Annotated in this window: 21 protein-coding genes; 13 read left to right on the top strand and 8 right to left on the bottom strand. The window is 66.7% G+C overall.

The window, feature by feature from the left end; all coding sequences use genetic code 11:
- Positions 1-32: 32 nt before the first annotated feature.
- Both KAQ61_RS14665 and KAQ61_RS14670 read right to left on the bottom strand, forming a co-directional pair.
- Entirely contained in the window at positions 33-1,829 is a 1,797-nt protein-coding gene (locus KAQ61_RS14665) for a PHA/PHB synthase family protein (RefSeq protein WP_210929658.1), read from the bottom strand.
- A 153-nt stretch (positions 1,830-1,982) separates the two neighbouring features.
- On the bottom strand, positions 1,983-3,632 hold the full coding sequence (locus KAQ61_RS14670; RefSeq protein WP_210929659.1) for a GMC family oxidoreductase: 1,650 nt from the start codon (positions 3,630-3,632) through the stop codon (positions 1,983-1,985).
- A 104-nt stretch (positions 3,633-3,736) separates the two neighbouring features.
- Between KAQ61_RS14670 and KAQ61_RS14675 the strand changes: the two genes are divergently transcribed.
- From KAQ61_RS14675 to KAQ61_RS14685, 3 genes are all read left to right on the top strand, one after another.
- Complete coding sequence (locus tag KAQ61_RS14675; protein WP_210929660.1) at positions 3,737-4,585, top strand: 3-hydroxybutyryl-CoA dehydrogenase; 849 nt, start codon at positions 3,737-3,739, stop codon at positions 4,583-4,585.
- Positions 4,586-4,753: 168 nt separating this feature from the next.
- Entirely contained in the window at positions 4,754-5,233 is a 480-nt protein-coding gene (locus KAQ61_RS14680) for a MarR family winged helix-turn-helix transcriptional regulator (RefSeq protein ID WP_210929661.1), read from the top strand.
- A gap of 33 nt (positions 5,234-5,266) precedes the next feature.
- On the top strand, positions 5,267-5,683 hold the full coding sequence (locus KAQ61_RS14685) for an organic hydroperoxide resistance protein (RefSeq protein ID WP_045265983.1): 417 nt from the start codon (positions 5,267-5,269) through the stop codon (positions 5,681-5,683).
- Positions 5,684-5,751: 68 nt separating this feature from the next.
- Here the strand turns inward: KAQ61_RS14685 and KAQ61_RS14690 are convergent, their stop codons facing one another.
- Positions 5,752-6,423 carry a 2'-5' RNA ligase family protein gene (locus tag KAQ61_RS14690; protein WP_210929662.1) on the bottom strand — a complete coding sequence of 224 codons (672 nt, stop codon included), beginning with the start codon at positions 6,421-6,423 and terminating at the stop codon, positions 5,752-5,754.
- A gap of 78 nt (positions 6,424-6,501) precedes the next feature.
- On the bottom strand, positions 6,502-6,627 hold the full coding sequence (locus KAQ61_RS18985) for a hypothetical protein (protein WP_255446796.1): 126 nt from the start codon (positions 6,625-6,627) through the stop codon (positions 6,502-6,504).
- On the opposite strand from KAQ61_RS18985, the gene KAQ61_RS14695 reads away from it, so the two are divergent.
- The 5 genes from KAQ61_RS14695 (at position 6,626) to KAQ61_RS14715 (ending at position 13,779) form a co-directional block, all read left to right on the top strand.
- Positions 6,626-7,381, top strand: coding sequence for a metallophosphoesterase family protein (locus KAQ61_RS14695; RefSeq protein WP_154164102.1), 756 nt, complete (start codon positions 6,626-6,628; stop codon positions 7,379-7,381). The genes KAQ61_RS18985 and KAQ61_RS14695 overlap by 2 nt on opposite strands.
- Positions 7,382-7,457: 76 nt before the next feature.
- A complete protein-coding gene (locus tag KAQ61_RS14700) occupies positions 7,458-8,921 on the top strand; it encodes a serine/threonine protein kinase (RefSeq protein ID WP_210929663.1) in 1,464 nt (487 codons plus the stop codon).
- A gap of 173 nt (positions 8,922-9,094) precedes the next feature.
- The gene (locus KAQ61_RS14705; protein ID WP_043381862.1) at positions 9,095-9,820 is read left to right on the top strand and encodes a response regulator transcription factor; all 726 of its coding nucleotides are present in this window, start codon (positions 9,095-9,097) and stop codon (positions 9,818-9,820) included.
- Positions 9,821-10,024: 204 nt separating this feature from the next.
- Positions 10,025-12,823 carry a response regulator gene (locus KAQ61_RS14710; protein WP_210929664.1) on the top strand — a complete coding sequence of 933 codons (2,799 nt, stop codon included), beginning with the start codon at positions 10,025-10,027 and terminating at the stop codon, positions 12,821-12,823.
- Between the two features lie 8 nt (positions 12,824-12,831).
- A complete protein-coding gene (locus tag KAQ61_RS14715; protein WP_042418402.1) occupies positions 12,832-13,779 on the top strand; it encodes a diguanylate cyclase domain-containing protein in 948 nt (315 codons plus the stop codon).
- Between the two features lie 15 nt (positions 13,780-13,794).
- Here the strand turns inward: KAQ61_RS14715 and KAQ61_RS14720 are convergent, their stop codons facing one another.
- Both KAQ61_RS14720 and htpG read right to left on the bottom strand, forming a co-directional pair.
- A complete protein-coding gene (locus tag KAQ61_RS14720; protein ID WP_210929665.1) occupies positions 13,795-14,229 on the bottom strand; it encodes a hypothetical protein in 435 nt (144 codons plus the stop codon).
- 236 nt (positions 14,230-14,465) lie between these two features.
- Complete coding sequence (gene htpG / locus KAQ61_RS14725) at positions 14,466-16,412, bottom strand: molecular chaperone HtpG (RefSeq protein WP_210929666.1); 1,947 nt, start codon at positions 16,410-16,412, stop codon at positions 14,466-14,468.
- Positions 16,413-16,646: 234 nt separating this feature from the next.
- Here htpG and KAQ61_RS14730 point away from each other — a divergent pair, with 234 nt between their 5' ends.
- The 3 genes from KAQ61_RS14730 (at position 16,647) to KAQ61_RS14740 (ending at position 20,917) form a co-directional block, all read left to right on the top strand.
- Positions 16,647-18,929, top strand: coding sequence for a TonB-dependent receptor (locus KAQ61_RS14730; protein WP_210929667.1), 2,283 nt, complete (start codon positions 16,647-16,649; stop codon positions 18,927-18,929).
- Positions 18,930-19,082: 153 nt separating this feature from the next.
- Positions 19,083-19,763: a Fe2+-dependent dioxygenase gene (locus tag KAQ61_RS14735; RefSeq protein WP_210929668.1), complete on the top strand. Its 681-nt coding sequence runs from the start codon at positions 19,083-19,085 to the stop codon at positions 19,761-19,763.
- Between the two features lie 5 nt (positions 19,764-19,768).
- A complete protein-coding gene (locus KAQ61_RS14740; protein ID WP_210929669.1) occupies positions 19,769-20,917 on the top strand; it encodes an alpha-hydroxy acid oxidase in 1,149 nt (382 codons plus the stop codon).
- A gap of 99 nt (positions 20,918-21,016) precedes the next feature.
- On the opposite strand, the gene KAQ61_RS14745 is transcribed toward KAQ61_RS14740, so the two are convergent.
- Positions 21,017-22,204 carry a hypothetical protein gene (locus KAQ61_RS14745; RefSeq protein WP_210929670.1) on the bottom strand — a complete coding sequence of 396 codons (1,188 nt, stop codon included), beginning with the start codon at positions 22,202-22,204 and terminating at the stop codon, positions 21,017-21,019.
- 78 nt (positions 22,205-22,282) lie between these two features.
- Positions 22,283-23,023: a Crp/Fnr family transcriptional regulator gene (locus tag KAQ61_RS14750; RefSeq protein WP_174435626.1), complete on the bottom strand. Its 741-nt coding sequence runs from the start codon at positions 23,021-23,023 to the stop codon at positions 22,283-22,285.
- Between the two features lie 285 nt (positions 23,024-23,308).
- Between KAQ61_RS14750 and KAQ61_RS14755 the strand changes: the two genes are divergently transcribed.
- Together KAQ61_RS14755 and KAQ61_RS14760 are read left to right on the top strand one after the other, a co-directional pair.
- Entirely contained in the window at positions 23,309-25,243 is a 1,935-nt protein-coding gene (locus KAQ61_RS14755) for an AMP-dependent synthetase/ligase (protein ID WP_043381895.1), read from the top strand.
- Between the two features lie 23 nt (positions 25,244-25,266).
- A complete protein-coding gene (locus KAQ61_RS14760) occupies positions 25,267-26,052 on the top strand; it encodes an ABC transporter ATP-binding protein (RefSeq protein WP_183302251.1) in 786 nt (261 codons plus the stop codon).
- Positions 26,053-26,067 lie beyond the last annotated feature (15 nt).

Genomic DNA, 26,067 nt, shown 5'->3' on the forward strand with positions numbered 1-26,067 from the left:
GGCCAGGCCAGTATGGGGGATGCGCTCCGCCGTCAGTCGGCGTAACGCACCATGACGTACTCGCCCGGGGCTTCGCACACCACGTGCTCGGCCCGGATCGGCTGGGCCTTCATCGGTGTGCCCGAGCGGGCCTTGATCCAGGCATCCATGGCCTCCCACCAGGAGCCCTGGACCACCGGCGTGCGCGCGGCCCAGTCGTCGGGATCGGTCCAGCCATGGCCTTCTTCCACGCTGGCGATCTGGTAGCTGCGCCGTGGCCGTCCGGGCTCGGAGACGATGCCGGCGTTGTGCCCACCGGCGGCCAGCACGAAGGTGACGTGCGTGTCGGTCTGCAGGTGGATCTTGTAGACCGACTTCCAGGGCGACACATGGTCGCGCGTGGTGCCCACCACCATCATCGGTGCCGCGATGTCCATCAGGGCCACCGTCGACCCGGCAAAGCGGTACTGCCCCGATGCCAGCGCGTTGTTCAGGAACAGCGACGTCAGGTACTCGTTGTGCATGCGCGCGGGCAGGCGGGTCTGGTCGGCATTCCAGCTCATCAGGTCGAAGCTGGCATCGTCCTCGCCCATCAGGTAGCGCCGCGTGTTGCGCGACCACACTAGGTCCTTGGAGGCCAGGAACTGGAAGGAGCCGCCCATCTGCTTGCCGGACAGGTAGCCACGCTCGTTCATGCGCTGGCGCAGGTTGGCCAGTTGGTCCTCGTCGATGAACACGCCCAGCTCCCCGGGCTCGGCAAAATCGGTTTGCGCCGCCAGCAGAATGACCGAACTCAGCTGGGGCATATCGGCTGGCACCAGGGCCTGCTCCTTGGCCGTGCGGGTCTTCTTGCGCTGCAAGCGCCCCAGGGTGGCGGCCGCAATCGCCAGGAAGGTACCGCCCAGGCAATAACCCACGGTGTGGATGCTGGCTGCGCCGGTGCGCGACTTCACCGCCGCCATGGCCTCCAGCACGCCGGTGCTCAGGTAGTCCTGCATCTTCAGGTCGCGGTCGGAGGCATCCGGGTTGCGCCAGGAGACGATGAACACCGTATGGCCCTGGCTGACCAGGTAGCGCACCATTGAGTTCTGCGGCGACAGATCCAGGATGTAGTACTTCATGATGCACGAGGGCACGATCAGCACCGGCTCGGGCAGCACCTGCTCGGTCTGCGGGCTGTACTGGATCAACTCGATCAGGTGGTTGCGGAACACCACCTTGCCCGGTGTGCACGCCACATCCTGGCCGACGGCGAATTCCAGCGGCTCCAGCTGGTCGGCCGCAGTGTCGGCCTTGGCCTTGCGCGCGGCCTGCACATCTTCGGCAAACAGCTTCACGCCCTGGCGCAGGCTCTCGCCCTGCGTGGCCTTGGCCTTGACCAGCACCTCGGGGTTGGTGGCCGCCCAGTTGGACGGCGACAGGGCATCCATCCACTGCCGGGTGAAGAACTCGACCACATGGCTGTGGTGGCGCGTCATACCGTCAACCTGCGCGGCCTCGCGCCACCAGCTGTCGGCCGCCTTGAAGTGTTCCTTGACGGCCCGGTAAGGCCACTGCTGCCAGGCGACGTCCTTGAAGCGGGCATCGCTTTCGCTGCTGGGCTGCAGGCTGGCTTGCGCAGCCTGTTGCGCCAGTTGCACCGCCTTGTGGGCCAGCGTCATCTGTTTGCCCGGCGCCGTGGCCAGGTGCATCATCCAGTCGGCGGCGGCCAAACCCAGGGCCACGGGGGACAGGCCCATGGTGCCGGCGCTCAGCGCGGCACGCACCTGGTCATCCAGGGCCTGCGCGGCTTCGGCTGGGGAAGCGCCATGGGTTGGGCGGGTCGGTATGTTCGGTGAAGTCTCGCTCATCTCGGGGCCTAATGGTTACAACTGTAGCTACCAGTAACCATTCTCGGGAAAACCACCGCAACCACCAAATCCAAACCTCCGCACCTTGATTCGCATCAAGCTTCACCCGCTTCCCGGCGTCCGCGGCTTGACGCCCAGCCCGCGCTCCGCGCCTTACGCCATGCTGACCAGGCCAACCGCCGCTGCGGCATGCTGCGCAGCGTGCAGCACCAAGTGCGCCGCCTTCTCTGCCACCATGATGGTCGGGGCGTTGGTGTTACCACTGGTGATGCGCGGAAAGATAGAGGCGTCCACCACCCGCAGCCCCTGCACCCCGTGCACCCGCAGTTGGCTGTCGACCACGTCCAGGGGGCCAGGGCCCATGCGGCAGGTGCCGACCGGGTGGTAGATCGTGTCGGCAGTCTGCCGCAGCCAGTCGGCGATCTGCGCCTCGGTCTGCGCCGCAGCCGAGGCCGGCAGCTCCCTGGCGCCATGGCGCGCCAGCGCCGGCTGGGCCAGGATGTGGCGCATGCTGCGCACCCCCTGCACCATGGGCGCCAGGTCCCGGGCTTCGCCCAGGAAGTTCGGGTCCACGGCCGGCAGGGTCAGCGGATCGGCACTGCGCAGTCGCACCTGGCCGCGGCTGTGCGGCTGCAGCAGGCACAGGTGGCAGGAAAAACCATGGCCCCAGACGGTCTGGCGCCCATGGTCCAGCAACTTACCCACCACGAAGTGCAGCTGCAGATCGGGCTGCGCCAGCTCCGCACGGCTGCGCACAAAGGCGCCGGCCTCGGCAAAGTTGGTCGTCAGCAGGCCGGTGCGCTGGCGGTGCCACTGCCAGGCCCCGCGCGCCACGTGCCACAGCCCGGCGGGCGACAGGCCGAACGACTGTGTCAGTCCCGGCGCATCGCACAGCAAGATCGCATCCAGGTGGTCATGCAGGTTGGCCCCCACGCCGGGCAGGTCGCACCGCAGCGGAATGCCCAGTTCCTGCAGGTGGCCCGCCGGCCCCAGGCCCGACAGCATCAGCAACTGGGGCGACAGCAGTGCGCCCGCGCTGAGCAGCACCTCGCGCCGCGCCTGCACCACGTGGCGTGCGCCATCGCGCAGGTATTCCACCCCGGTCGCACGCAGCCCCTGCGAGGTGTCCGACAGCAGGATGCGCAGCACCTGGGCCCCGGTGCGCACCCGCAGATTGCGGCGTCCGAGGTGGGGCGTCAGATAGGCCTTGGCGGCGCTGCAGCGTTCCCCCTGCTTCTGGGTGACCTGGTAGCAGCCGACGCCTTCCTGGGAGGGGCCATTGAAATCCGCGTTGCGGGGCAGCCCCGCCTGCACCCCGGCCTCGACAAAATCCAGGCTCAGCGGATTGGGCTGCTGCAAATCCGCCACATGCAACGGCCCGCCCTGGGCATGCAGCGCGTCCGCGCCACGTGCGTTGTGCTCGGCCTTCAGAAACCAGGGCAGCACCTCCTGCCACGACCACCCGGGGTTGCCTTGCGCGGCCCAGGCGTCATAGTCCTGCGGCTGTCCGCGCAGGTAGATCATGGCATTCACCGAGCTGCTGCCGCCCAGCACCTTGCCGCGGGGCTGAAAGCCGCAGCGGCCATTCAAGCCGGGCTGGGGCACGGTGTCGATCGACCAGTTGAACTGGCCGGTCCTGGCCAAGCCCGCGATGCCGGCCGGGCACTGCACCAGCGGGCTGGCATCGGCGCCACCGGCTTCGAGCAGGCACACCTGGTGCGCGCCGTCCTCACTCAAGCGGCCAGCCAGCACGCTGCCCGCAGAGCCTGCGCCGATGACCACGAAATCAAAGGTTTCATCCATGCTGCTCGCTCCCCCGGTCTGAAGACGCGCACTTTACGGGCGTGCCGCGGGAAATTCGCTACCATCTTTCCCGCATTTCAATCATTAACTGGGGAGATAACACTGTGAGCATTCAAACCGTAGGCATCGTTGGCGCAGGCACCATGGGCAACGGCATCGCGCAGGCATGCGCCGTGTCCGGCATCCAGGTGGTGATGGTCGATATTTCCGAAGCCGCCGTGCAAAAGGGCCTGGCCACCGTGGCCGGCAGCCTGGACCGTCTGATCAAGAAGGAAAAGATCACCGCCGCCGACAAGGAACAGGCCCTGGCGCGGATCAAGACCTCCACCAGCTATGACGACCTGAAGGGCGCCCAACTGGTGATTGAGGCCGCCACCGAGAACTACGACCTCAAGGTCAAGATCCTCCAGCAGCTCGACGCCCTGCTGGCCCCCGAGGTGCTGATTGCCACCAACACCTCCTCCATCTCCATCACCCAGCTGGGTGCCGCGACGCGCCGCGCCGACAAGTTCATCGGCATGCACTTCTTCAACCCCGTGCCCATGATGGCCCTGGTGGAGATCATCCGTGGCCTGCAAACCAGCGATGCTACGCACGACACCGTCAAGGCCCTGTCGGAAAAGCTGGGCAAGTCGCCCATCACCGTGAAGAACGCGCCCGGCTTTGTGGTCAACCGCATCCTGGTGCCCATGATCAACGAGGCGTTTTACGTGCTGTCCGAAGGCACGGCCACGGCCGAGGACATCGACGCCGGCATGAAGCTGGGCTGCAACCAGCCCATCGGACCACTGGCCCTGGCCGACATGATCGGCCTGGACGTGTGCCTGGCCGTGATGGAGGTCTACCTGAAGGAATTCGGTGACAGCAAGTACCGCCCCTGCTACCTGCTGCGCGAGATGGTGGCCGCCGGCCGCCTGGGCCGCAAGACCGGCCAGGGCGTGTACACCTACTGATCCCCTGCTGGCCCACCCTCGCGCCCTGCGCGGGGTGCTCTACCCTCCAACGGCCAGGCTCACTGCCTGGCCGTTGTGCTGGGGCCTATCCCGTGTGCTGACCTTGCTGTCGGCATGGATTTCACAATTAAATTGCACACAATTTAATTAAGCACTACATTTACCCCCATGACTTCCACCGCACCCGGCCTTGATGCCCGCGCCCAGCAACTGGACCACCAGCTGTGCTTTGCGCTGTATTCGGCGTCGCTGGCCATGACCAAGCTGTACAAGCCCCTGCTCGAAGGCCTGGGCCTGACCTACCCGCAGTACCTGGTGCTGCTGGTGCTGTGGGAGCGCGATGACCTGATGGTGTCGGAACTGGGCGAGCGCCTGTTCCTCGACTCCGGCACGCTCACCCCCCTGCTCAAGCGCATGGAAGCCGCCGGCTGGCTGCAGCGCCAGCGCGACGCGGCCGACGAGCGCCGCGTGCGCGTCACGCTCAGTCCCGCCGGGCGGGCCCTGCAGGCTCAGGCCGCAGGCATTCCCGCCTGCGTGCTGCAGCACAGCCAGTGCACACTGTCCGAGCTGCAGGCGCTGACAGCCCAGGTGCAGCAACTGCGCGACCGCCTGGCCGCCCCCCTTTCGTTGTCCCCCGCTTCGTCCTGAAGCGATTCCTCAGCCCTTTGTCAGGAGCACACCATGGCCTCTTTGGAAAAAGTTCTCTACACCGCCCGCGCCCACACCACCGGCGGCCGCGATGGCGCCGCGCGCACCGATGACGGTCGCCTGGATGTGAAGCTGTCCTCGCCCGGCACCAGCGGCACGGGCACCAACCCCGAGCAGCTGTTCGCGGCCGGTTACTCGGCCTGCTTCATCGGCGCGCTGAAGGCCGTGGGCGGCAAGCTAGGCATCGCCGTGCCCCAGGACGTGGCCATCGACGCCGAAGTGGACCTGGGCACCATCCCCAATGCCTACGGCATCGCCGCCCGCCTGAAAATCAGCCTGCCCGGCCTGGACCGTGAACAGGCCCAGAAGCTGGTCGACGCTGCCCACCAGGTCTGCCCCTACTCCAACGCCACGCGCGGCAACATCGACGTGACGCTGACCCTGGTCTGAGCCCGCAGCACCCACTCCCCACAGCCGGGCCCAGCCCGGCTTTTTTGCGTGCACCGGGGGCTGCGCCTTCAGGGCCGCAGCAGCGCCCCCGGCAAGGCGGTGTAGCGGCGCGTGGTCAGGTCCAGGCAGCCTTCGGCAACCAGGGGGCCGGCGAAGGCGTGCGTGCGGTAGCGCACCAGCCACAGTTGCGGCGCCGCGCACGCCAGTGGCGCCAGGCCGGCCAGCGCGGCCTGCAGGGTGTGCAGGATGGGCGCCATCGGCACGCTCTGGGCATAGTGGCCCAGGGTCACGTGCGGCACGTAGTGCCACGCCGGGGCTGGCGGCTCGGGCACCAGGGCCTGGTGCAGCGGCTGCAGGGCGACGGCATCGGCCGGATCCAGCCCCAGGTAGGGCACGGTGCTGAAGCTGCCGCTGCCCTGCACGCGCAGCACCCGCGGCCACGCCGGCGCATGCTGCAGGCCGGCGATGTCGGCGCGCAACTGCGCCACCCCGAAGGTGGCGGCCGCTGGGCCCGCCCCCTGCGCCATCAATCCCCGGTAGGCCACCGTGACATGCGGCTGGCGGGCATAACCCGGCCACAGCCGGGGGCCCAAGGCCTGGCGCGCCCGCTGCACGCGCTGCGCCAGCGCCGGGGCGCGCAGCCACAGCACCCAGACGGCGCACCAGGCGCAGCCCTGGTGCCATTCGGCAAAGTCGCGGTCTTCGCAGGCCTGGGTGAAAACGGGAGGGTCAAACGGCATGGCCTGCGCAGTGTGCCAGCAAACCCCGCCTCCTCGGATTCAGAAAAAGGAGCTGCTTGCGCGCTGCATGGCTGGATTTCATAGCCATTTGCTTTGCAAATCCGCATTGAGCAAGCGCAACCAGCTATCTTTTTCCATCCCCGGGAAAGCCCCAGGGCACACTGCAAGCCAGCCGCCAGCTTGGAGGCGCAGCATGTCGTCCATGAAACTGGCCCTGTTCTCCGACATACACGCCAACCTCCAGGCCCTGCAGGCCTGCATGGACCACGCCCGCGCCCAGTCCGCCACGCAGCTAGCATTCCTGGGTGATCTGGTCGGCTACGGCGGCTCGCCCGCCGAGGTGCTGGACACGGTCATGCAGGCCGTCGAGCAAGGCGCCTGGGCCGTGCGCGGCAACCACGATGACGTGGCGCTGCACCCGCCCCGCCACATCCAGCACCAAGGGGAACAGGGCGCGCAGTGGACGCACGACCAGCTCGGCCGCCACCACCAGGACTTCCTGCAGCACCTGCCGCTGCTGGCCCCGCACGGCCGCATCCTGCTGGTGCATGCCAGCGCCCACCAGCCCGAGCGCTGGCCTTACGTCGAAAACAGCGTCATGGCCGAGCGCAGCATGGCCGCTGCCAGCGACCTGGACCCCGGCATCCGCTACGTCTTCAGCGGCCATGTGCACCAGCAGGCGCTGTACTACCGCACGCCCACGGCCAAGCTCATGCGCTTCGTGCCGCAGCCCGGCGTGCCCATTCCCGTACCCAGCCACCGCCAGTGGCTGGGCATCGTCGGCGCCTGCGGCCAGCCGCGCGACGGCGACCTGCGCGCCATGTATGCCCTGTACGACGACAGCGCCGCCACCCTGACCTTCTACCGCGTGCCCTACGACCATGCGGCCGCCGTGCAGGCCGTACAGCGCAGCGGCATGCCGCCGGAGTTTGCCGAGCGCCTGGAGCAAGGCCGATGAGCCCGCAGACCCCGCCCCGCCGCCCGGGCCTGGGCGCGCCCCACAGATCCCCGAAGCACCAGGGAACGGCACGGCCATGAAGAAGGCACCCGGCACCGAAGTCGATGGCTTCCTGGTGCATGACTGCATCCATGCCGGCGGCATGGCCCACATCTACACCGTCACCTACGCCCAGCCGCGCAGCCCCGGCAGCAGCCCGGGCTTCCCGATGGTGATGAAGATCCCGCGCATGACGGCCGGCGACGGGGCCGAGAACATCGTCAGCTTCGAGATGGAGCTGCAAATCCTGCCGGCCCTACACGGCCCCCACGTGCCCCGCTTTGTCGCGGCCGGCGACCTGCTGCGCCTGCCCTACCTGGTCATGGAGCACATGCCCGGCCACACCCTGCAGCACTGGCTGGACCAGCCCGGCGCACAGCCGATTGCCACCATCGCCCAACTGGGCGCCGCCATGGCCCAGGCCGCCCACAGCCTGCACCAGCAGAACTGCTGCCACCTGGACCTCAAGCCCGGCAACGTACTGATCCAGGACGACGGCAACGCCGTGCTGCTGGACTTCGGCCTGTCCTGCCACGCCCACTACCCCGACCTGCTGGCCGAAGAGCTGCGCAAGGCCGTGGGTTCTCCCGCCTGGATGGCACCCGAGCAGATCGTGGGCGTGCGCGGCGACCTGCGCAGCGACATCTTCGCCATCGGCGTCATGCTTTACGAGCTGACCACGCGCGAGCTGCCCTTCGGCAACCCCAGCACCGATGGCGGCCTGCGCCAGCGCATGTGGATGGCCCCCACGCCGCCGCGCGCCCTGCGCGCCGACGTGCCCGACTGGCTGCAGGAGATCATCCTGCGCTGCCTGGAGCCCGAGGCCGCCAACCGCTATGCCACGGCGGCCGAGCTGGCCTTCGACCTGGCCAATCCCGGGCAGGTTCCGATCACGCGCCGTGGCCTGCGGTTGCGTGGCCTGCCGCTGTGGGGTCAGCTGCGCCGCTGGATCCGCGCGGCCGGCATGGAGTACCGCCCCAGCCCGCTGCCCACACAGCAGATCTCCGAAGTGCCGATCCTGATGGTGGCGCTGCCGCACAAGGACGTCAGCGATGCCACCCTCTACAGCCTGCGCCAGGCCGTGGCACGCTCGCTGTCCACCCGCCCCGGGGCCCGGTTGGCGGTGGTTACCGTGATCTCGCCCTCGGCCAGCAGCAGCACCGACAGCCGGCGCAGCGAAACCCAGCTGCACCGCACGCACCTGGCCCAGCTCAAGCAGTGGGCCCAGGGGCTGGACAGCGCCGGCCATGGCATCAGCTTCCACGTGCTCGAAGCCAGCGACGTGGCCCAGGCCCTGGTGCGCTATGCCGAGGGCAACAGCGTCGGGCTGATCATTCTGGGCGCGGCCACGCACGGCCTGCACATGCAGCGCCTGATTGCCACGGTGCCCATGCGCGTGGCCCGCGATGCCCCGTGCACCGTCATCCTGGTCAAGCAGCAATTGCCCTTCGAAGCCCTGGGACAGTTGCACACCGGTCACGCCAGCACCCCCACCACTTAGTTGGCACGCACTCTTTCGCTAGACTTGAAGCGTGCACTTCGGCGGGCGAGCGCTCCATCCTGGGCCAAAATGGGGCCTGAGAAAGGGTCCCTGCATCGGGCGTTCCTGGCGTTTTTGCATTCATTTGCATTGCCGCACACCATCATGTGAAATTTTTTGTTACAAACGCCACCATGCGCATTGCTGTTCTCGACGACGACACGGTTTTTTTACGGCTGGTGGAGGCCACGATTCACCAAATGGGTCATGCCACCATCTTGTTTGAGACGGGCGAAGACCTGCTGCGCGCCATGCGTCGCGAAAGCTTTGACCTGCTGATCGTCGACTGGCTGCTCCCGGGCCTGAGTGGCATTGACGTGGTGCGCGCCCTGCGCGAAGCGGGCGGCAGCAAGCTGCCCATCCTGTTTGCCAGCCAGCGCCACGAGGAACAGGACATCGTCGCCGCCTTCCATGCCGGGGCCGACGACTTCATGATCAAGCCCCTGCGCGTGCAGGAGCTCATGGCCCGCGTCACCGCCCTGATGCGCCGCGCCTACCCCGACGTCACCACCATGCGCCTGGACTTCGAGCCCTACCGGCTCGATCCCGTGGCACGCACGGTGTACCTGCACGACCAGCCGATCGAGCTCAAGCACCGCGAGTACGAGCTGGCCGAGTTCCTGTTCCAGAACTGCGGCCGCCTGCTGTCGCGCAACCACCTGACCGAAGCGGTCTGGGGCAGCATCACCCCCACGCCTTCGCGCACCCTGGACACCCACGCCTCGCGCCTGCGCACCAAGCTGCAGCTGGGCCAGTTCCATGGTCAGGGCCAGATCTACCAGCTCAGCGCGATTTACGGCCTGGGCTACCGCATGGAAATCCTGCCGGCCCCGGAAGCGGCCACAGCACCCACGGCCTAGGCCCCCCCGGCAGGCACGGCGACGGGCATGCCGATCCGGCACGCGGTCCGCGCAGCGCCAGCCCACGGCCATCGCGGGGGCCTGGCCTGCTCCGTCCGTCGGCCACGGGGGCCATCGCCTGGCCTATGCCAGGCTGTGCCTGCCATACTTGAGCCCCATTCGGCCCGCCACCCTGTTCCATCCGCCCATGCCGCGCCCTTGGCCATGAAGCTTTCCTTTTCCAGCCTGACTGCCAAAATCGTTGCCCTGGTCGCTTGCTTGGGGGCGGTATCGGGCATCATCACGCTGTATGCCACATGGCACATGCAGCGCATCGAGGGCCAGTACCACGCCCTGCTGGACCAGCAAGTCCTGGTGGCGGACAAGGTCAGCCAGGTGCGCCAGCACCTGACCGACGCCTCCAGCCTGGTGCATGCCAGCTTGAGGGCCCCGGGCACCGGGCAGGCACAGGCCAGCGCAGAGCAGCTTGACCAGACCCAGCAATCGTTCGAGCGCACCCTGCACAGCCTGTACCCTGCCTTGCCAGGCTATGAGTTCCGCCTGGATACCGTGCTGATGCAGGCGCGCCACAGCTTTGCAATCGCCCGCCGCATCATTGAGCAAACCCTGCACTGGCACAGCGACCAGGCCTTGCAAAGCCTGACCCTGAGCCTGAACCCGGCAGTTGCCCTGCTGCACACCGAGGTCGAGGCCCTACGCGTGGATGCCCAGCATGTGCTGGCCCAGAGCACGCAACAGATGGCGATGGACACGACCCAGACCATCCGCCAGGCCACCTGGGCTGGCTGGCTGAGCCTGCTGCTGCTGTGCGCCGGCACCGCCTGGATCGCCTGGCTGCATGTGTCGCGCCCCATCGGGCGGCTGACACGCAGCATGCAGCGCATGAGCCGGCAGCAGTACGACACGCCCATCGCCGACCAACACCGGCAAGACGAGATCGGCTCCATGGCACGGGCCCTGCAAAGTTTCGGCCAGTCGCTGCAGGAGGCGGAGCAGTTGGAGCAGGCCCTGGTCCAGCACCAGAACAACCAGTTGCTGACCGACCAGTTGCTGCAACTGACCAGCGCCTTGCCGGGCGCGGTGTTCCAGATGCGCATGACACCCGATGGCGCGTGGCGGCTGACCTTCGTCAGCCCCCAGTGGGCCCAGCTCATGGGCATGGGCGCCAGCGAGGACAAGGACACCCAGACCGGCACGGTGGCCCAGATCATCAAGCACTACGACGCCCACGCCACCGCCACGGCGCGGCAACACTTCCAGGACAGCGCACAGACGCTCACCCCGGTGGACTTCGATGTCTCGATGCGCATGGCCGACGGCGTCACCCGCTGGATCAAGACCCGCGCCAACCCCCACATGGAAGGCGATGGCTGCGTGGTCTTCAACGGCGTCTGGCTGGATGTGACCAAGGAGGTGATGCAGTCCCTGGCGCTGGAAAAAGCCAAGCGCCAGGCCGAACTGGTGGCGCAGGAGAAATCCAACCTCCAGGCCAGCATCAGCCATGAGATCCGCACCCCGCTCAATGCCATCCTGGGCCTGACGCAGCTGCTGCTCAAGGCCAACCTGCCCGAGACGCAGCACGAGCAGTTGCAAAGCGTGCTGCGCGCCAGCCAGCACCTGCGCGGCATCGTCAATGAAGTGCTGGATTTCTCCAAGATCGATGCCGGCCAGCTGCAGCTGGAAAGCACCGATTTCAGTCTGCACGACGTGGTGCTGGATGTGCTGAGCATGTGCCGCGAAGATGCCAGCCACAAAGGCCTGGCGCTGGACTACCACATCGCCCCCCAGGTGCCGGACAGCTTGCGCGGTGATCCGCACCGGATTGCGCAAATCCTGCTCAACTACGTGAACAACGCCATCAAGTTCACGGCCTCCGGCTGGATCCGCATCGCCATCCACCTGGCCCCCAGCAGCACCTTGCACCGCATCATCCTGCACGCCAGCGTCCAGGACACCGGCCCCGGCATTCCCGCCGACCGCATGCCCCTGCTGTTCCAGGCCTTCCAGCAGGCCGACAACTCCATCACCCGCCGCTTTGGCGGCACCGGGCTGGGGCTGACCATCTCGCGCGCGCTGGCCAAGCTGATGGGCGGAGACACCGGCGTCAAAAGCCAGCTGGGCCAGGGCAGCACCTTCTGGTTCACCGCCTTGCTGGAGCCCGCCCGCACGCCCGTACAGCGCACGCACGCCCCCACGCCCACCACCTGGCAAGGGCAACGCGTGCTGGTGGTGGACGACCACCCGCTCAACCGCGCAGTGGTCGAGGGCATGCTGCACGCGGCCGGCCTGCAGACCGAGGCGGCCGAAGACGGCGTGCAGGCCCTGCTGCGGCTGCAGGCCGTGGGCCCGGGCCATTACCACTGCATCCTGATGGATGTGCAGATGCCGCACATGGATGGCCTGAGCGCCACCAAGGCACTGCGCCAGATGCCCGGCTTCGAATCCGTGCCGGTGATCGCCATGACCGCCCACACCGGGGTGCAGGACATGGAGCGCAGCAAGGCCGCCGGCATGAATGCCCACCTGTCCAAGCCTCTGCTGGAGTCGTCCTTGCACGCCGCATTGCAGCAATGGCTGGCCGCCAGCCCTGGGGCGCCCACCGGCCGCCAAGACGGCAGCGATGCCGCGCCCCCCAGCCCGCCCCAACCCCTGGTGTTCGACGCCTCCGCGATCGACGCCCTGGCACAGCTGTTCAATCCCGACAAGCTGCAGCAGCTCGTGACCCAATTTGCCAACGACAGCCTGCAGCGGGCGCGCAGCCTGCCCGCCCTGGCTGCCCAGCACGACTGGCTGACCATGCGTGCCGAAGCGCACAAGCTGTCCGGGACGGCGGCCACCTTCGGGCTGATGCGCCTGGGCTTCCTGTCGTCCGCCCTGTCGACCGCGCTCAAGGCCGCCGACGCCGCCCAAACAACCACACTGGCACAACAAATTGCAGATTGCGCGGAAGATGGCGTGGCACAGTTGCGCACCTATTGCCCAGCGTGTTTTTCCCAAGCCTGAGCCCCGCCATGTCCCACGCAAGTCTGCAGCCCATTCACCCTCACTTGCTGGCGACCACCCACGCACAGAAGGTGCTGGTGATTGACGATGTGGAGATGAATGCCACGCTGATCGCCAGCGTGATCAGCACTTTGTGCGAGGTGCAGACCGCCACCTCGGGCACTGAGGGCCTGCAACTGGCCCTGCAGTACAACCCCGACCTGATCCTGCTGGACGTGCTGATGCCCGGCATGGATGGCTTCGAACTGTTCCGCCGTCTCAAGAGCGAGCCACGCACCGCCCACATCCCGGTGATTTTCCTGACGGCCATCTCGGACATGAGCGCCGAGGAAGTCGGACTGAACATGGGGGCCGCGGACTTCATTGCCAAGCCTTTCCGCACCGCCGTGCTGCTGGCCCGCGTGCGCAACCACCTGGAGCTGGTGCGCCAGCGGCATCTGCTGGAGCGCCTGTCCCACAGCGATGGGCTGACCGGGATTGCCAACCGCCGCTACTTCAACACCATGCTATCGCGCGAATTCAGCCGCATGCAGCGCCAGAACCAGCCCCTGGGGCTGGTGATGATCGATGTGGATGATTTCAAGGCCTTCAACGACCACTACGGCCACCTGCGCGGCGACGAATGCCTGCAGCTGGTGGCCCAGGCCATCGCTCAGTGCCTGCAGCGCCCCGGCGACATGGTGGCGCGCTATGGCGGCGAAGAATTCGTCTGCCTGCTGCCGAACACCCCGGTCTCCGGCGCCCTGAAGCTGGCCCACGACATCCAGACCGCGATTGCCGGCCTGCAGATGCCCCATGTGCAGGCCCAGGCCACGGATTTCGTCACGGTCAGCATGGGGGTGGCCGCGGCCACGCCGCAGGAAGTGCCCGGCAGCCACCAGTTGCTGGCCCTGGCCGATGCCCGCCTGTACCGCGCCAAGCGCGGCGGCCGCAACCGGATCATCAGCGAGGACTAGCCGGCGGGCGAGCGCCTAGCAGCGCCCACGCACGCGGCATTCGGGCACCACGTTGCCGTGGGCATCCCGCCACTGCAGCGGCGGCGTCGTGGCCTCGGGCGCGGCAGCTGCCGGCGTGGGGGGCGATGCAGTCGGGGCACTCTCAGCCCCGGGGGCGTGCAACACGGTGGACGTCCCTACCCCGGCGCCCACGTGCGCACCGCCGCCGACCGGCACCGACGTGCCCACGCCCGCATGCCCGGTCACCTGGCCGCTGGAGCCCACACCGACGCCCACTCCGACGGGCCCGACGCCCGTGCCAACCCCGGCCGACACACCGCCCGAGCCCACACCGACCCCCACGTTGAACGGCCCCACAGGCACGCCCACCCCCACGTAAGGGGAACAGGCGGTCAGGGCCAGCACGCCCAGCAGGCCCAGCCGGCGCAAAGAAACGGTGTGTGTATGCATGCCCCGATTGTGCGCGGCCTCCGAAACCCTGCCAAACGCCGGTGTTCCAGGGCCGGTGTTCCAGGATTGGCGGCGTTGCCGGCGCCAGCCACCCACCCCGTCACACCACGGTGATTGGCAGATTACATAGCACCCTGCGCTTGATGGATAAGGGTCAACCCGCTTTTCAAGCATAAAAAAAGCTCCAGCAGCCGGGGCTACTGGAGCGGACGTGGAGGGAACGCGCGGCTGGCGGCTTACACCAGCAGGGCGTTCACGCGCTTGACGTAGGCGGCCGGATCTTCGGGGATGCCGCCTTCGGCCAGCAGGGCCTGGTCGAACAGGATGTGCGCCAGATCGTGGAAGTGCACGCTGCCGTCCAGCTTCTTGACCAAGGCATGCTCGGGGTTCACTTCCAGCACGGGCTTGCTGGTGGGTACGGCCTGGCCGGCCTGCTTGAGCATGCGCGCCAGCTGCTGGCTCATGCCGTCATCGGTCACCACCAGGCAAGCCGGCGAGTCCACCAGGCGCGTGGTCACACGCACGTCCTCGGCCTTGTCTTTCAGCGCTTCTTTGAGCTTGGCCAGTACCGGCTTGAAGGCTTCAGCGGCTTCCTCGGCGGCCTTTTTCTCGGCCTCGTCCTGCAGCTTGCCCAAGTCCACGGCGCCCTTGGCCACGGACTGCAGCGGGGTGCCGTCAAAGTGCGTCAGGTAGTTCAGCGCCCACTCGTCCACGCGGTCGGTCATCAGCAGGACTTCAATGCCCTTCTTCTTGAAGACTTCCAGCTGCGGGCTGTTCTTGGCGGCTGCCAGGGTGTCGGCGGTGATGTAGTAGATGGCCTCCTGGCCGTCCTTCATGCGCGCCTTGTAGTCGGCCAGCGAGACCGTCACCCCGTCCGAGGTGGTCGAGGCAAAGCGCAGCAGCTTGGCAATGCGCTCCTTGTTGGCGAAGTCCTCGCCCAGACCTTCCTTGAGCACCGCGCCAAACTCGGCGTAGAACTGGCTGTACTTGCCTTCCTTGGCCTTGTCCTCTTCGCTGACCACGTCGGTCACGCCATCGGCATCGGTCGATGCTTCATGCTTATCGTGCTTGGCCAGGTCTTCCAGCATGCCCAGCACGCGCTTGACCGAGCCGTCGCGGATCAGCTTCACGTCGCGGCTTTCCTGCAGCAGCTCGCGGCTGACGTTCAGCGGCAGGTCGGCCGAGTCGATCACCCCCTTCACAAAGCGCAGGTAACCGGGCAGCAGCGCTTCGGCGTCGTCCATGATGAAGACGCGCTTGACGTACAGCTTCACGCCCGCCTTCTTCTCACGGTGGTACAGGTCGAACGGGGCCTTACCGGGGATGTACAGCAGCTGCGTGTACTCGGTGTTGCCCTCGACGCGGTTGTGGCTCCAGGTCAGCGGATCGGCGTAGTCGTTGCTGATGGCCTTGTAGAACTCTTTGTACTGCTCTTCGGTCACGTCCTTCTTGGCACGGGTCCACAGGGCACTGGCCTTGTTCACAGTTTCCCACTCGCCGGTCTTGACCATGGCGCCAGGCTGATCGTTCTCGCCGTCCTTCCACTCTTCCTTTTCCATCAGGATGGGCAGGCTGATGTGGTCGGAGTACTTGGTGATCAGCTGCTTGAGCTTCCAGCCATTCAGGAATTCGCTGGCGTCGTCGCGCAGGTGCAGGATCACGCTGGTGCCGCGCGCCTCGCGGGTGATGGTTTCCACCTCGAAGTCGCCCGTGCCGCCGCTGGTCCAGCGCACGGCCTCGCTGGCGGGCAGACCGGCACGGCGCGATTCCACGCTGATCTTGTCGGCCACGATGAAGCCCGAGTAAAAGCCCACGCCGAACTGGCCGATCAGCTGCGAATCCTGCTTCTGGTCGCCCGACAGCTGCTCGACGAAGGCCTTGGTGCCGCTCTTGGCAATCGTGCCCAGGTGCTCGATGGCCTCAGCCTGGCTCATGCCGATGCCGGTGTCGGTGATGGTGATGGTCTTGGCCTGCTCGTCAAAGGCGATGCGCACTTCCAGGTTCGGCTGGTCGCCATACAGGCTGGCGTCGTTCAGCGCCTGGAAGCGCAGCTTGTCGCAGGCGTCCGAAGCGTTGGACACCAGCTCGCGCATAAAAATCTCCGGGTTGGAGTACAGCGAATGCGTCACCAAGTGCAGCAGTTGCGCGACTTCGGCCTGGAAGGAATGGGTTTGCTTGCTCATGTTTTTCTATCGAGTTGCGTCTTCTGTTTCGATCCGTCACACCACGCCGGAAACCCGGCTCGCCCCCCATATGAAGGCACTTGGTGGCAATTCAAGTCCCCCATAGCGCCCGCAGCTGTTGCCCCCAGGCAACGCTGACCCAGATCAACAAGAAAGTAAAAAAGAATTGTTATCAATCACGCTTAGAATTCGCGCCACCCCCTGCCCAGGGGCTTTTTTCATCGCGAAATTCCCATGTCCAACGCCACAAAACCATACAACAAGGCCGGACTGCACTGCGAACTCACCCAGCTGGCCTTGGCCACGGGTTTGTGTGTCGTCGGTGCGTCCGCTTTTGCCCAAGACGCCACCCTGTCCACCGTCACGGTGCAGGAAAGCGCCACACCGTCCCTGAAAGTCGACACCGCCCCTTCGGCCAAGTTCACGGCCCCGCTGCTCGACACCCCCAAGACGGTCCAGGTGATCAATGAAGAATTGATCAAGCAAAGCGGCGCCACCAGCTTGCAGGAAGCGCTGAAGGCCACCCCCGGCATCACCTTCGGCAATGGCGAAGGCGGCAGCCCCACGGGCGACCAGCCCTTCATCCGCGGCGCCGACGCCCAGTCCAGCACCTTCGTCGATGGCCTGCGCGACATCGCCGCCGGCACCCGCGAGGTGTTCAACCTGGAATCGGTGGAAGTCATCAAGGGCGCCGACTCGGCCTACGCCGGCCGTGGCGGCGCGGGCGGCTCCATCAACCTGACGACCAAGAAGGCCAAGGCCGACAACTTCATCAGCGGCGATGTGGGCCTGGGCACCGACAACTACAAGCGCGCCACACTGGACCTGAACCGCAAGCTGGGCGAGACCATCGGCTTCCGCCTGAACGCCATGGCGCACGATGCCGACGTGCCCGGCCGCAACGGCCCCGAGAACCAGCGCTGGGGCATTGCACCGACCGTGACCTTCGGCATGGGCACGCCCACGGAAGTGACCCTGTCGTGGCAGCACCTGCAGACCGATGACATGCCCGATGGCGGCGTCCCCTACCTGTACTCCAGCAGCACGAATGGTGCCGGCACCACGAATGCCACCCAATTGCCCGGCGGCAGCGTCATCCGCCCCACCTATGGCAGCAACCGCGCCAACTGGTATGGCCTGAAGGACCGCGACTACAGCAAGGAAGAAAGCGATCTGTTCTCCGCCTCGATCGAGCACAAGTTCACCGAGCACAACAAGTTCCGCAACACGCTGCGCTACAGCAAGTCCAAGCAGGACACCGTGTGGACCCAGCCCGATGACAGCAAGGGCAACGTCCTGAACGGCTATGTGTACCGCCGCGGCAATGCCCGCCTGGCCGATGTACGCACCTTGCAGAACGTCTCGGAATTCACCGGCAAGGCCCAGACCGGCACGATTGCCCACAGCTATGCCTTCGGCCTGGAGCTCTCCAAGGAAAAGTCCGATGTGAAGTCCTCGGCCGTGCAGCAAGGCAACCCCATCGCCCCCTGCCCCGCCCCAGGCAACATGTGGTGCACGCCGCTGGACAACCCCGACAGCTCCGTGCCGTGGAACTTTGCCTGGACACTGCCCGCGCAGCCCACGCTCAGCCAGATCGACACCACGGCCCTGTACGGCTTCGATACCCTGAAGTTCAACGACCAGTGGCTGCTGAATGCCGGCCTGCGCGTGGACCACTACCGCCTGAGCGCCTCCGGCCCTGAAAGCCGGCGTGGCGCCACGTTGCTTTACCCTGCGTACGACCTCAAGCGCTCGGACACGCTGTACAACTACCAGCTGGGCCTGGTCTACAAGCCCGCCACCAACGGCAGCATCTACGCCAGCTTCGGCACCTCGTCGCGCCCCGGTGGTTCCACCCTGGGCAACGGCAACGAAGACCTGAGCACCACCACCAACGCCCTGGCCGACCTGAAGCCCGAGAAGACACGCTCCATCGAGCTGGGCACCAAGTGGGAGGTGCTGCAGCAGCAGCTGAGCCTGAATGCCGCGCTGTTCCGCAATGAAGTCACCAACGTGCGCATCACCGAAAACGGCGTCACCTACATGGGCGGCAACAAGGTGGTCAACGGTCTGGAACTGGGCTTCAGCGGCCGCATCCTGCCCCAGCTCAGCGTCTTCGGTGGCTACACCTACATGGACAGCGAGCAAAAGGATCTGGGCCTGAACAACGTCGGCAACGGCCTGCCCTTCCCCAACACGCCCAAGCACAGCTTCAGCCTGTGGGCCAGCTACAAGCCCATGGCCAAGCTGACGCTGGGCCTGGGGCTGTACGCCCAAAGCGAAGTCGCCCAGGGCTATGTGCGCTCCGGCGTGGACCAGGGCATCGTGACCAAGGGCGTGGCCGGCTACAGCCGCTACGACGCCATGGCCAGCTACCAGTTCAACCCCAACCTGGCGCTGCAGCTGAACGTCTACAACCTGACCGACAAGGTGTACTACTCCGGCGTGCGTTCGCCACACTACGCCAACATCGGGGCCGGCCGCTCGGCGGTCGCCACCCTGAAGTTCACCTACTAAGCCGGCACGACACCGCCAGCGCCCGGGTTGCACCCGGCGCAGGCGGCCTGCCTTCCAGCCCCGCCAGCACCTGCTGCTGCGGGGCTTTGCCATAGATACTGTCCCCCTCCGCCACCGCGCCGAGGGCGGATTTTCTGAAAGGCTGCTGACCCCATGATGCTGCGCATCCCTTCCCTGCTGACCCCGGACGAAGTCCGCGACTGCCGCCAGGCCCTGGAACAGGCCACTTGGCAGGATGGCCGCACCACGGCGGGCAGCCTGGCCGTCAAGGTCAAGAGCAATCTGCAACTGCCCATCGACAGCCCCATCGCCGCCCAGCTGGGTAACCTCATCCTGGACCGCCTGGGCCGCAACCCCCTGTTCCTGTCGGCCGCGCTGCCGCTGCGCGTGCTGCCCCCGCGCTTCAACCGCTATGAGGGCGGCGGCACCTACGGCAACCACATCGACAACGCCCTGTTCGTCATCCCCGGCACCGCCATCAAGGTGCGCACCGACGTGTCCACCACCGTGTTCTTCAGCGACCCCGAGGAGTACGAGGGCGGCGAGCTGATCGTCGAGGACACCTACGGCTACCAGAGCGTCAAGCTGGCGGCGGGCGATGCCATCGTCTACCCCGGCACCAGCCTGCACCGCGTCAACCCCGTCACCCGGGGCACGCGCTATGCCTCGTTCTTCTGGACGCAAAGCCTGGTCAAGTCCGACGAACAGCGCCGCCTGCTGTTCGACCTGGACCAGTCCATCCAGCAGCTGACCGTGGACCACCCGGACCACGCCAAGCTGTCCGCGCTGTCCGGCACCTACCACAACCTGTTGCGCATGTGGTCCGAGGCCTGACACCCATGGCTGCCCTCAACGCCCTGGGCGCCGCCGTGCGCCCCGCCCACGCACAGATCCCGCCGGACATCGCCCATGCCGCCGATTACGAGCGGCATGCCATCCACCATGTGGAGGCCCAGGCCTGGCAGCACATCCAGGGGGGCACGGACCAGGGGCTGACCCTGGCCCACAACCGCGCCGCCTTCGACCAGCTGCGCCTGCTGCCCCAGCCGCTGGCGCAGCTGCAGCAGGCCCACACCCGCCGCACGCTGCTGGGCCAGCCGCTGCACTGCCCGCTGCTGCTGGCGCCCGTGGCCTACCAGCAGCTGGTGCACCCGGCGGGCGAGCTGGCCACCATCCAGGCCGCCATGGCGCTGCAGACCGGCATGGTGGTCAGCACCCTGTCCAGCCACACGCTGGAAGCCATTGCCGCCACCGCCGACCAGGCCACGCAGGAGCTGGGCCAGGGCGCACCGCGCTGGTTCCAGCTCTACCTGCAACCCGACCGCCAGCACAGCCTGCAGTTGGTGCGCCGCGCCGAAGCCGCCGGCTACACCGCCCTGGTCTGGACGGTGGACGCCAGCATCAAGCGCTCGGGCTTTCCCCTGCCGCCCGGGGTGGAGGCCGCCAACCTGCGCGGCATGCCCAGCACCCAGCACCCCAGCGCACTGCAAGGCCCCATCCTGTTCGGCACGCCGCTGACCCAGCAGGCGCCCACCTGGGACGACCTGCGCTGGCTGCGCGACCAGACCCGCCTGCCCCTGGTGGTCAAGGGCATCCTGTCCGCGGCGCAGGCGCAGCAGGCCGTCGCCCTGGGGGCCGATGCGCTGATCGTCTCCAACCACGGCGGCCGGGTGCTGGACGGCGTGGTCAGCCCGCTGGAGGTGCTGCCCGCCATCGCCCAGGCCGTCGGCCCCACCGTGCCGCTGCTGCTGGACAGCGGCGTGCGCCACGGCACGGACGTGGTCAAGGCCCTGGCCCTGGGCGCACACGCTGTGCTGATCGGCCGCCCCCAGCTGCACGCCCTGGCCACGGCCGGCATGCTGGGCGTGGCCCACCTGCTGCACCTGCTGCGGGCCGAGCTGGAACTGGCCATGGCCCAGCTGGGCTGCGCCAGTTTGGAAGCCATCACGCCCCAAGTGCTCTGGCAGCCGGCAGCGCCAAAGCAATAAAAAAGGGAGCTGCTTGCGCGCTCCCTTTCTTGATTTCAAAGCCTTTTGGCCTTGAATGACTTGAGACACCAGCGCCAGGCGCTATGTTTTCAGCCGGTCTTACTGGTCGTCCTCTTCACGGCGGATCACCTTGACCGGGGCGGCCTTGCCCTTCAGGGATGCCGGCGCACGGTAGGTGCGGATGCCGCCCAGCGAACGGCGCTCTTCGCCCTCGCGGGGCTGAAAGGAGCGATCGCCCTGCGGCTCGCGGCCACCACGGTCGCCGCCATCCTTGCGCGGGCCCTTGCCAAAGCCAGGCTTGCGGTCGCCAAAGCTGCGCTCGGGACGGGGACCACGGTCTTGGTTGAAGCTGGGGCGGTCCGAACGACCGGCGCCGCCGTCCTCACGGCGGGGACGATCGCCGAAGCTGCGTTCGGGACGGGGGCCGCGCTCGTTGCGGTCGTTGAAGCGGGGACGGTCGCCACCGCCAAAACCGCCACCTTCACGGCGTGGGCCGCGCTCGTCGTTGTTGAAGCGCGGGCGGTCCGAACGGCCAAAGCCACCTTCCTCGCGGCGTGGTGGGCGGTCGCCGAAGCTGCGCTCGGGACGGGGGCCACGCTCGTTGCGGTCGTTGAAGCGGGGGCGGTCGCCGCCGCCAAAACCGCCACTTTCACGGCGCGGGCCGCGCTCGTCGCTGTTGAAACGCGGGCGGTCCGAGCGGCCAAAGCCACCCTCTTCGCGGCGCGGAGGACGGTCACCGAAGCTGCGCTCGGGACGGGGGCCACGCTCGTTGCGGTCGTTGAAGCGGGGGCGGTCACCGCCGCCAAAACCGCCGCCTTCACGGCGTGGTCCGCGCTCGTCGCTGTTGAAACGCGGGCGGTCCGAACGGCCAAAGCCGCCTTCCTCGCGGCGCGCAGGACGGTCGCCGAAGCTGCGCTCGGGACGGGGGCCACGCTCGTTGCGGTCGTTGAAGCGGGGGCGGTCGCCACCGGCAAAACCGCCGCCTTCACGGCGTGGTCCGCGCTCGTCGCTGTTGAAGCGTGGGCGGTCCGAGCGGCCAAAGCCACCTTCTTCGCGGCGGGGGCGGTCGCCAAAGCTGCGTTCGGGACGGGGGCCGCGGTCGTTGCGGTCGTTGAAGCGGGGGCGGTCACCGCCGCCAAAGCTGCCTTCACGGCGGGGCGCACGTTCGTCGCGTGCACCACCACGGGGGCGATCCTCGCCATCGCGGCGCGCACCTGCGGGCTTGGCGGAACGGGGGGCACCTGGCTTGGAGGGGCCCCGGGAATGGGGTTGGTCTTTGAAAGACATGTTGGCTCTTGGAGTTGGTCCGCTATTGTCCCCCCGCTGGGCCACTTCTGCTGGGCAGGCCGTGGATGCCCACGCGTTTTACCCGACCGCCAGCGCCACCCGCTTGCCGGGGGCGAAGCGCCCGTCGCGCAGGGCCTGCAGATCCATGACGCGCAGGCCGCCGTATTCCACGTGGATGGCGCCATGCGCCTCCAGTGTGGCCAGGGCCTCGTTCACGCGCTGGCGCGACAGCCCCACCAGGTAGGCCAGTTCCTGCTGGGTGATGCGCAGCACCGAACCGCCCCCGGGATAGAGCACCGGGTTGAACAGCGCCGCCAGGCTGCGGGCCACGCGCACATCGGGGTTGCTGATGCGGTCGATCTCGCGCGCGGCGATGAACTGGCCCAGGCGCTCGTTGAGCTGGTTCATGATGAAGCGGTTGAAGCCCAGCGAGTTGTCCAGCAGCCACTGGAAGGTGTCGATGGGAATGCCGGCAATCACGCTCTTGCGCAGGGCCTGGATGTTGTAGCGGTAGGGCTCGCGCTTGATGCACGTGCCCTCGCCGAACCAGCCGCCCGGCGGCACGCCGGTGAAGGTCATGGTCATGCCGTCCACATTGTCGGCACTCATCTTCAGCAGGCCGTCGATCAGCCCGAACCAGTAGCTCACGGGACGCCCCGCATGGCACACGAACTCGCCCACGCAGGCCTCGGTCACCTGCAGGCCGACCACTGCGCGCTCGCGCTCGTGCGGCTGCAGCAACTGCATCCAGGGAATGCCTGCAATCTCTTCCGGGGTGGCCAGGCGACGGCGTTGGTACAAGGTCGTGCGTGAAGTCATACACCCGAGCATGTGCGCAGACCCCGGCGCAATGCCATTCGGGTTTGCCACGACCAGTGGCACCGCACTTGTCCGCAGTTCGTGATGCAGGTCAAAAACAGCGAACGCACGCAGAAAAAACGCCAAAACCCGCGTAATTACCCGATTAGGTCTTTCCCCTGAATGTCGTTGTAAAGACAAGAAAACGTCAAACCCCTGCCTACTATCGCCTCCATTGACTGGGTCGTCGCCTTCACGACGCACTCCATCGCCGAGTTCGAGATTGACAAGCTGTAAGGATTTGCAATGGTGACCACGTTTCCGCACCTGCTGCTCAAGCATGCCGCCGAGAGGCCCGACGCTGCTGCCCTGCGCGAAAAAGAATACGGCATCTGGCAGACGTGGACCTGGGCCGATGTGGCCCGGGATGCGCGCCACATGGCCTGCGGCCTGGCGGCCCTCGGACTGGCCAAGGGACAGAACCTGGCCTTCATCAGCGACAACCGCCCCCACGTCTACATCGGTTTTGTCGCCGTGCAAAGCCTGGGCGCCGTGCCGATTCCGCTGTACCAGGACGCCGTGGCCCAGGAGATGGGCTTTGTGATGCAGGACGCAGACATTGCCTTCGCCTTCGCGGAAAACCAGGAGCAGGTCGACAAGCTGCTGGAAGTGCGCGAATCGCACCCCGGCATCCAGCACATCATCTATGACGATCCGCGTGGCCTGCGCAACTACAACCAGCCCGGCCTGATCAGCACCGAACAGCTCAAGCAACTGGGCGCCGAGTGGGACCGCAGCCACCCCGGCGTGTGGGACTCCATGGCGCGTGCCGTGCAGCCCGAGGACGTGTCCGTCATCCTCTACACCTCGGGCACCACCGGCAAGCCCAAGGGCGTGTGCCAGACGCACGCCAGCTTTATCGGCTCGGCCCAGGGCGGTGTCGAGGTCGACGGACTGACCCCGGCCGACAACATCATTTCCTACCTGCCCCCCGCCTGGGTGGGCGACCACCTGTTCTCGCTGGCACAGTGGATGGTGGCGGGCTTCACCATCAACTGCCCGGAATCGGCCAGCACCGTCAACATCGACCTGCGCGAAATCGGCCCCACCTACTACTTCGCCCCGCCCCGGGTGTTCGAAGGCATGCTGACCTCGGTCTCCATCCGCATGGAAGATGCCGCCCCCGCCAAGCAGTGGCTGTATGAAAAGTGCATGCAACTGGCCAAGCGGGTCGGCGCCGACATCCTGGACGGCAAGCCCGTCAGTGCGCTGGACCGCTTCAAGTACAAGCTGGGCGACCTGCTGATCTACGGGCCGCTGCGCAACGTGATGGGCCTGTCGCGCATCCGCGTGGCCTACACCGCCGGTGCGGCCATCGGCCCCGATCTGTTCAAGTTCTTCCGCTCCATCGGCATCAACCTCAAGCAGCTGTATGGCCAGACCGAGACCTGCGCCTATGTCTGCATCCAGAAGAACGGCCACGTCAAGCTGAACACCGTCGGCCAGGCCGCCCCCGGCATCGAGCTGAAGATTGCCGACAACGGTGAGGTGCTGGTCAAGGGCGTGTCGGTGCTCAAGGAGTACTACAAGCGCCCTGATGCCACGGCCGAAGTCATCGACGAGCAGGGCTACTTCCACACCGGCGATGCCGGCGTGCTGGACGAGGACGGCCACCTGCGCATCATCGACCGTGCCAAGGACGTGGGCAAGATGAACACCGGCGCCATGTTCGCGCCCAACTACATCGAGAACAAGCTCAAGTTCTTCCCGCAGATCAAGGAGGCCGTGTGCTTCGGCAACCTGCGCGACCAGGTCTGCACCTTCATCAACATCGACTACGAAGCCGTGGGCAACTGGGCCGAACGCCAGGGCATCCCCTACGGTGGCTATGTGGACCTGGCCTCCAAGCCCCAGGTGCTGGAGCTGATCAGCGAGTGCCTGGCCCAGGTCAATGCCGACCTGGCCACCGAAGCCGGCATGTCCGACACCCAGATCGCCCGTTTCCTGGTGCTGCACAAGGAACTGGACCCCGACGACGACGAGCTGACCCGCACCCGCAAGGTGCGCCGCAACTTCATTGCCGACAAGTACGCGGTCCTGATCGATGCGCTCTACAGCGACAAGACCCAGCAATTCATTGAAACCCAGGTCAAGTTCGAAGACGGGCGCACGGGCAGCGTGAGCGCCACGCTGCAGATCCTCAACGCCCAGACCTATCCCGCATCCCGCGTCGCCGCCTGAGCCGCACCCAGAAAGCAGCAGCCATGACAGACAAGAAGATTGGGGATGTCATCCTGGACATCCAGAACATCAGCCTGCGCTTCGGTGGCGTGAAGGCGCTGACCGACATCTCGTTCAATGTGCGCGAGCATGAGATCCGCTCCATCATCGGCCCCAACGGCGCCGGCAAGAGCTCCATGCTCAACTGCATCAACGGCGTCTACACGCCCAGCGAAGGCTCCATCACCTTCCGTGGCCAGACCTTCTCGCACATGAACAGCCGCCAGGTGGCCGAAATGGGCGTGGCCCGCACCTTCCAGAACCTGGCGCTGTTCAAGGGCATGAGCGTGATCGACAACATCATGACCGGCCGCAACCTGAAGATCAAAAGCAACATCCTGATGCAGGCGCTGCGCCTGGGGCCTGCGGAAAAGGAAGAGATCGCGCACCGCGAATTCGTCGAACACATCATCGACTTCCTGGAAATCCAGGCCTTCCGCAAGACGCCCGTGGGCCAGTTGCCCTACGGCCTGCAAAAGCGCGTGGACCTGGGCCGTGCCCTGGCCATGGAACCCCAGGTGCTGCTGCTGGACGAGCCCATGGCCGGCATGAACGTCGAGGAAAAGCAGGACATGTGCCGCTTCATCCTGGACGTGAACGACGAATTCGGCACCACCATCGTGCTGATCGAGCACGACATGGGCGTGGTGATGGACATCTCGGACCGCGTGGTCGTGCTGGACTACGGCAAGAAGATCGGCGACGGCGCCCCCGACGAAGTGCGCAACAACGAAGACGTGATCCGTGCCTATCTGGGCACCAGCCACTGACCACCACGGAACACG

It is taken from the genome of Comamonas aquatica (genome assembly GCF_018064205.1).
Taxonomy (GTDB): Bacteria; Pseudomonadota; Gammaproteobacteria; order Burkholderiales; family Burkholderiaceae_C; genus Comamonas; species Comamonas aquatica.

Bases quoted from the DNA above. Each gene is read 5' to 3' on its own strand.
- KAQ61_RS14755 (WP_043381895.1), top strand. From the start codon at position 23,309: ATGGTGACCACGTTTCCGCACCTGCTGCTCAAGCATGCCGCCGAGAGG.
- KAQ61_RS14745 (WP_210929670.1), bottom strand. From the start codon at position 22,204: ATGTCTTTCAAAGACCAACCCCATTCCCGGGGCCCCTCCAAGCCAGGT.
- htpG (WP_210929666.1), bottom strand. From the start codon at position 16,412: ATGAGCAAGCAAACCCATTCCTTCCAGGCCGAAGTCGCGCAACTGCTG.
- KAQ61_RS14665 (WP_210929658.1), bottom strand. From the start codon at position 1,829: ATGAGCGAGACTTCACCGAACATACCGACCCGCCCAACCCATGGCGCT.
- KAQ61_RS14715 (WP_042418402.1), top strand. From the start codon at position 12,832: ATGTCCCACGCAAGTCTGCAGCCCATTCACCCTCACTTGCTGGCGACC.
- KAQ61_RS18985 (WP_255446796.1), bottom strand. From the start codon at position 6,627: ATGGACGACATGCTGCGCCTCCAAGCTGGCGGCTGGCTTGCAGTGTGC.
- KAQ61_RS14695 (WP_154164102.1), top strand. From the start codon at position 6,626: ATGAAACTGGCCCTGTTCTCCGACATACACGCCAACCTCCAGGCCCTG.
- KAQ61_RS14705 (WP_043381862.1), top strand. From the start codon at position 9,095: ATGCGCATTGCTGTTCTCGACGACGACACGGTTTTTTTACGGCTGGTG.
- KAQ61_RS14690 (WP_210929662.1), bottom strand. From the start codon at position 6,423: ATGCCGTTTGACCCTCCCGTTTTCACCCAGGCCTGCGAAGACCGCGAC.
- KAQ61_RS14750 (WP_174435626.1), bottom strand. From the start codon at position 23,023: ATGACTTCACGCACGACCTTGTACCAACGCCGTCGCCTGGCCACCCCG.
- KAQ61_RS14720 (WP_210929665.1), bottom strand. From the start codon at position 14,229: ATGCATACACACACCGTTTCTTTGCGCCGGCTGGGCCTGCTGGGCGTG.
- KAQ61_RS14735 (WP_210929668.1), top strand. From the start codon at position 19,083: ATGATGCTGCGCATCCCTTCCCTGCTGACCCCGGACGAAGTCCGCGAC.
- KAQ61_RS14680 (WP_210929661.1), top strand. From the start codon at position 4,754: ATGACTTCCACCGCACCCGGCCTTGATGCCCGCGCCCAGCAACTGGAC.
- KAQ61_RS14670 (WP_210929659.1), bottom strand. From the start codon at position 3,632: ATGGATGAAACCTTTGATTTCGTGGTCATCGGCGCAGGCTCTGCGGGC.
- KAQ61_RS14760 (WP_183302251.1), top strand. From the start codon at position 25,267: ATGACAGACAAGAAGATTGGGGATGTCATCCTGGACATCCAGAACATC.
- KAQ61_RS14710 (WP_210929664.1), top strand. From the start codon at position 10,025: ATGAAGCTTTCCTTTTCCAGCCTGACTGCCAAAATCGTTGCCCTGGTC.
- KAQ61_RS14685 (WP_045265983.1), top strand. From the start codon at position 5,267: ATGGCCTCTTTGGAAAAAGTTCTCTACACCGCCCGCGCCCACACCACC.
- KAQ61_RS14740 (WP_210929669.1), top strand. From the start codon at position 19,769: ATGGCTGCCCTCAACGCCCTGGGCGCCGCCGTGCGCCCCGCCCACGCA.
- KAQ61_RS14730 (WP_210929667.1), top strand. From the start codon at position 16,647: ATGTCCAACGCCACAAAACCATACAACAAGGCCGGACTGCACTGCGAA.
- KAQ61_RS14700 (WP_210929663.1), top strand. From the start codon at position 7,458: ATGAAGAAGGCACCCGGCACCGAAGTCGATGGCTTCCTGGTGCATGAC.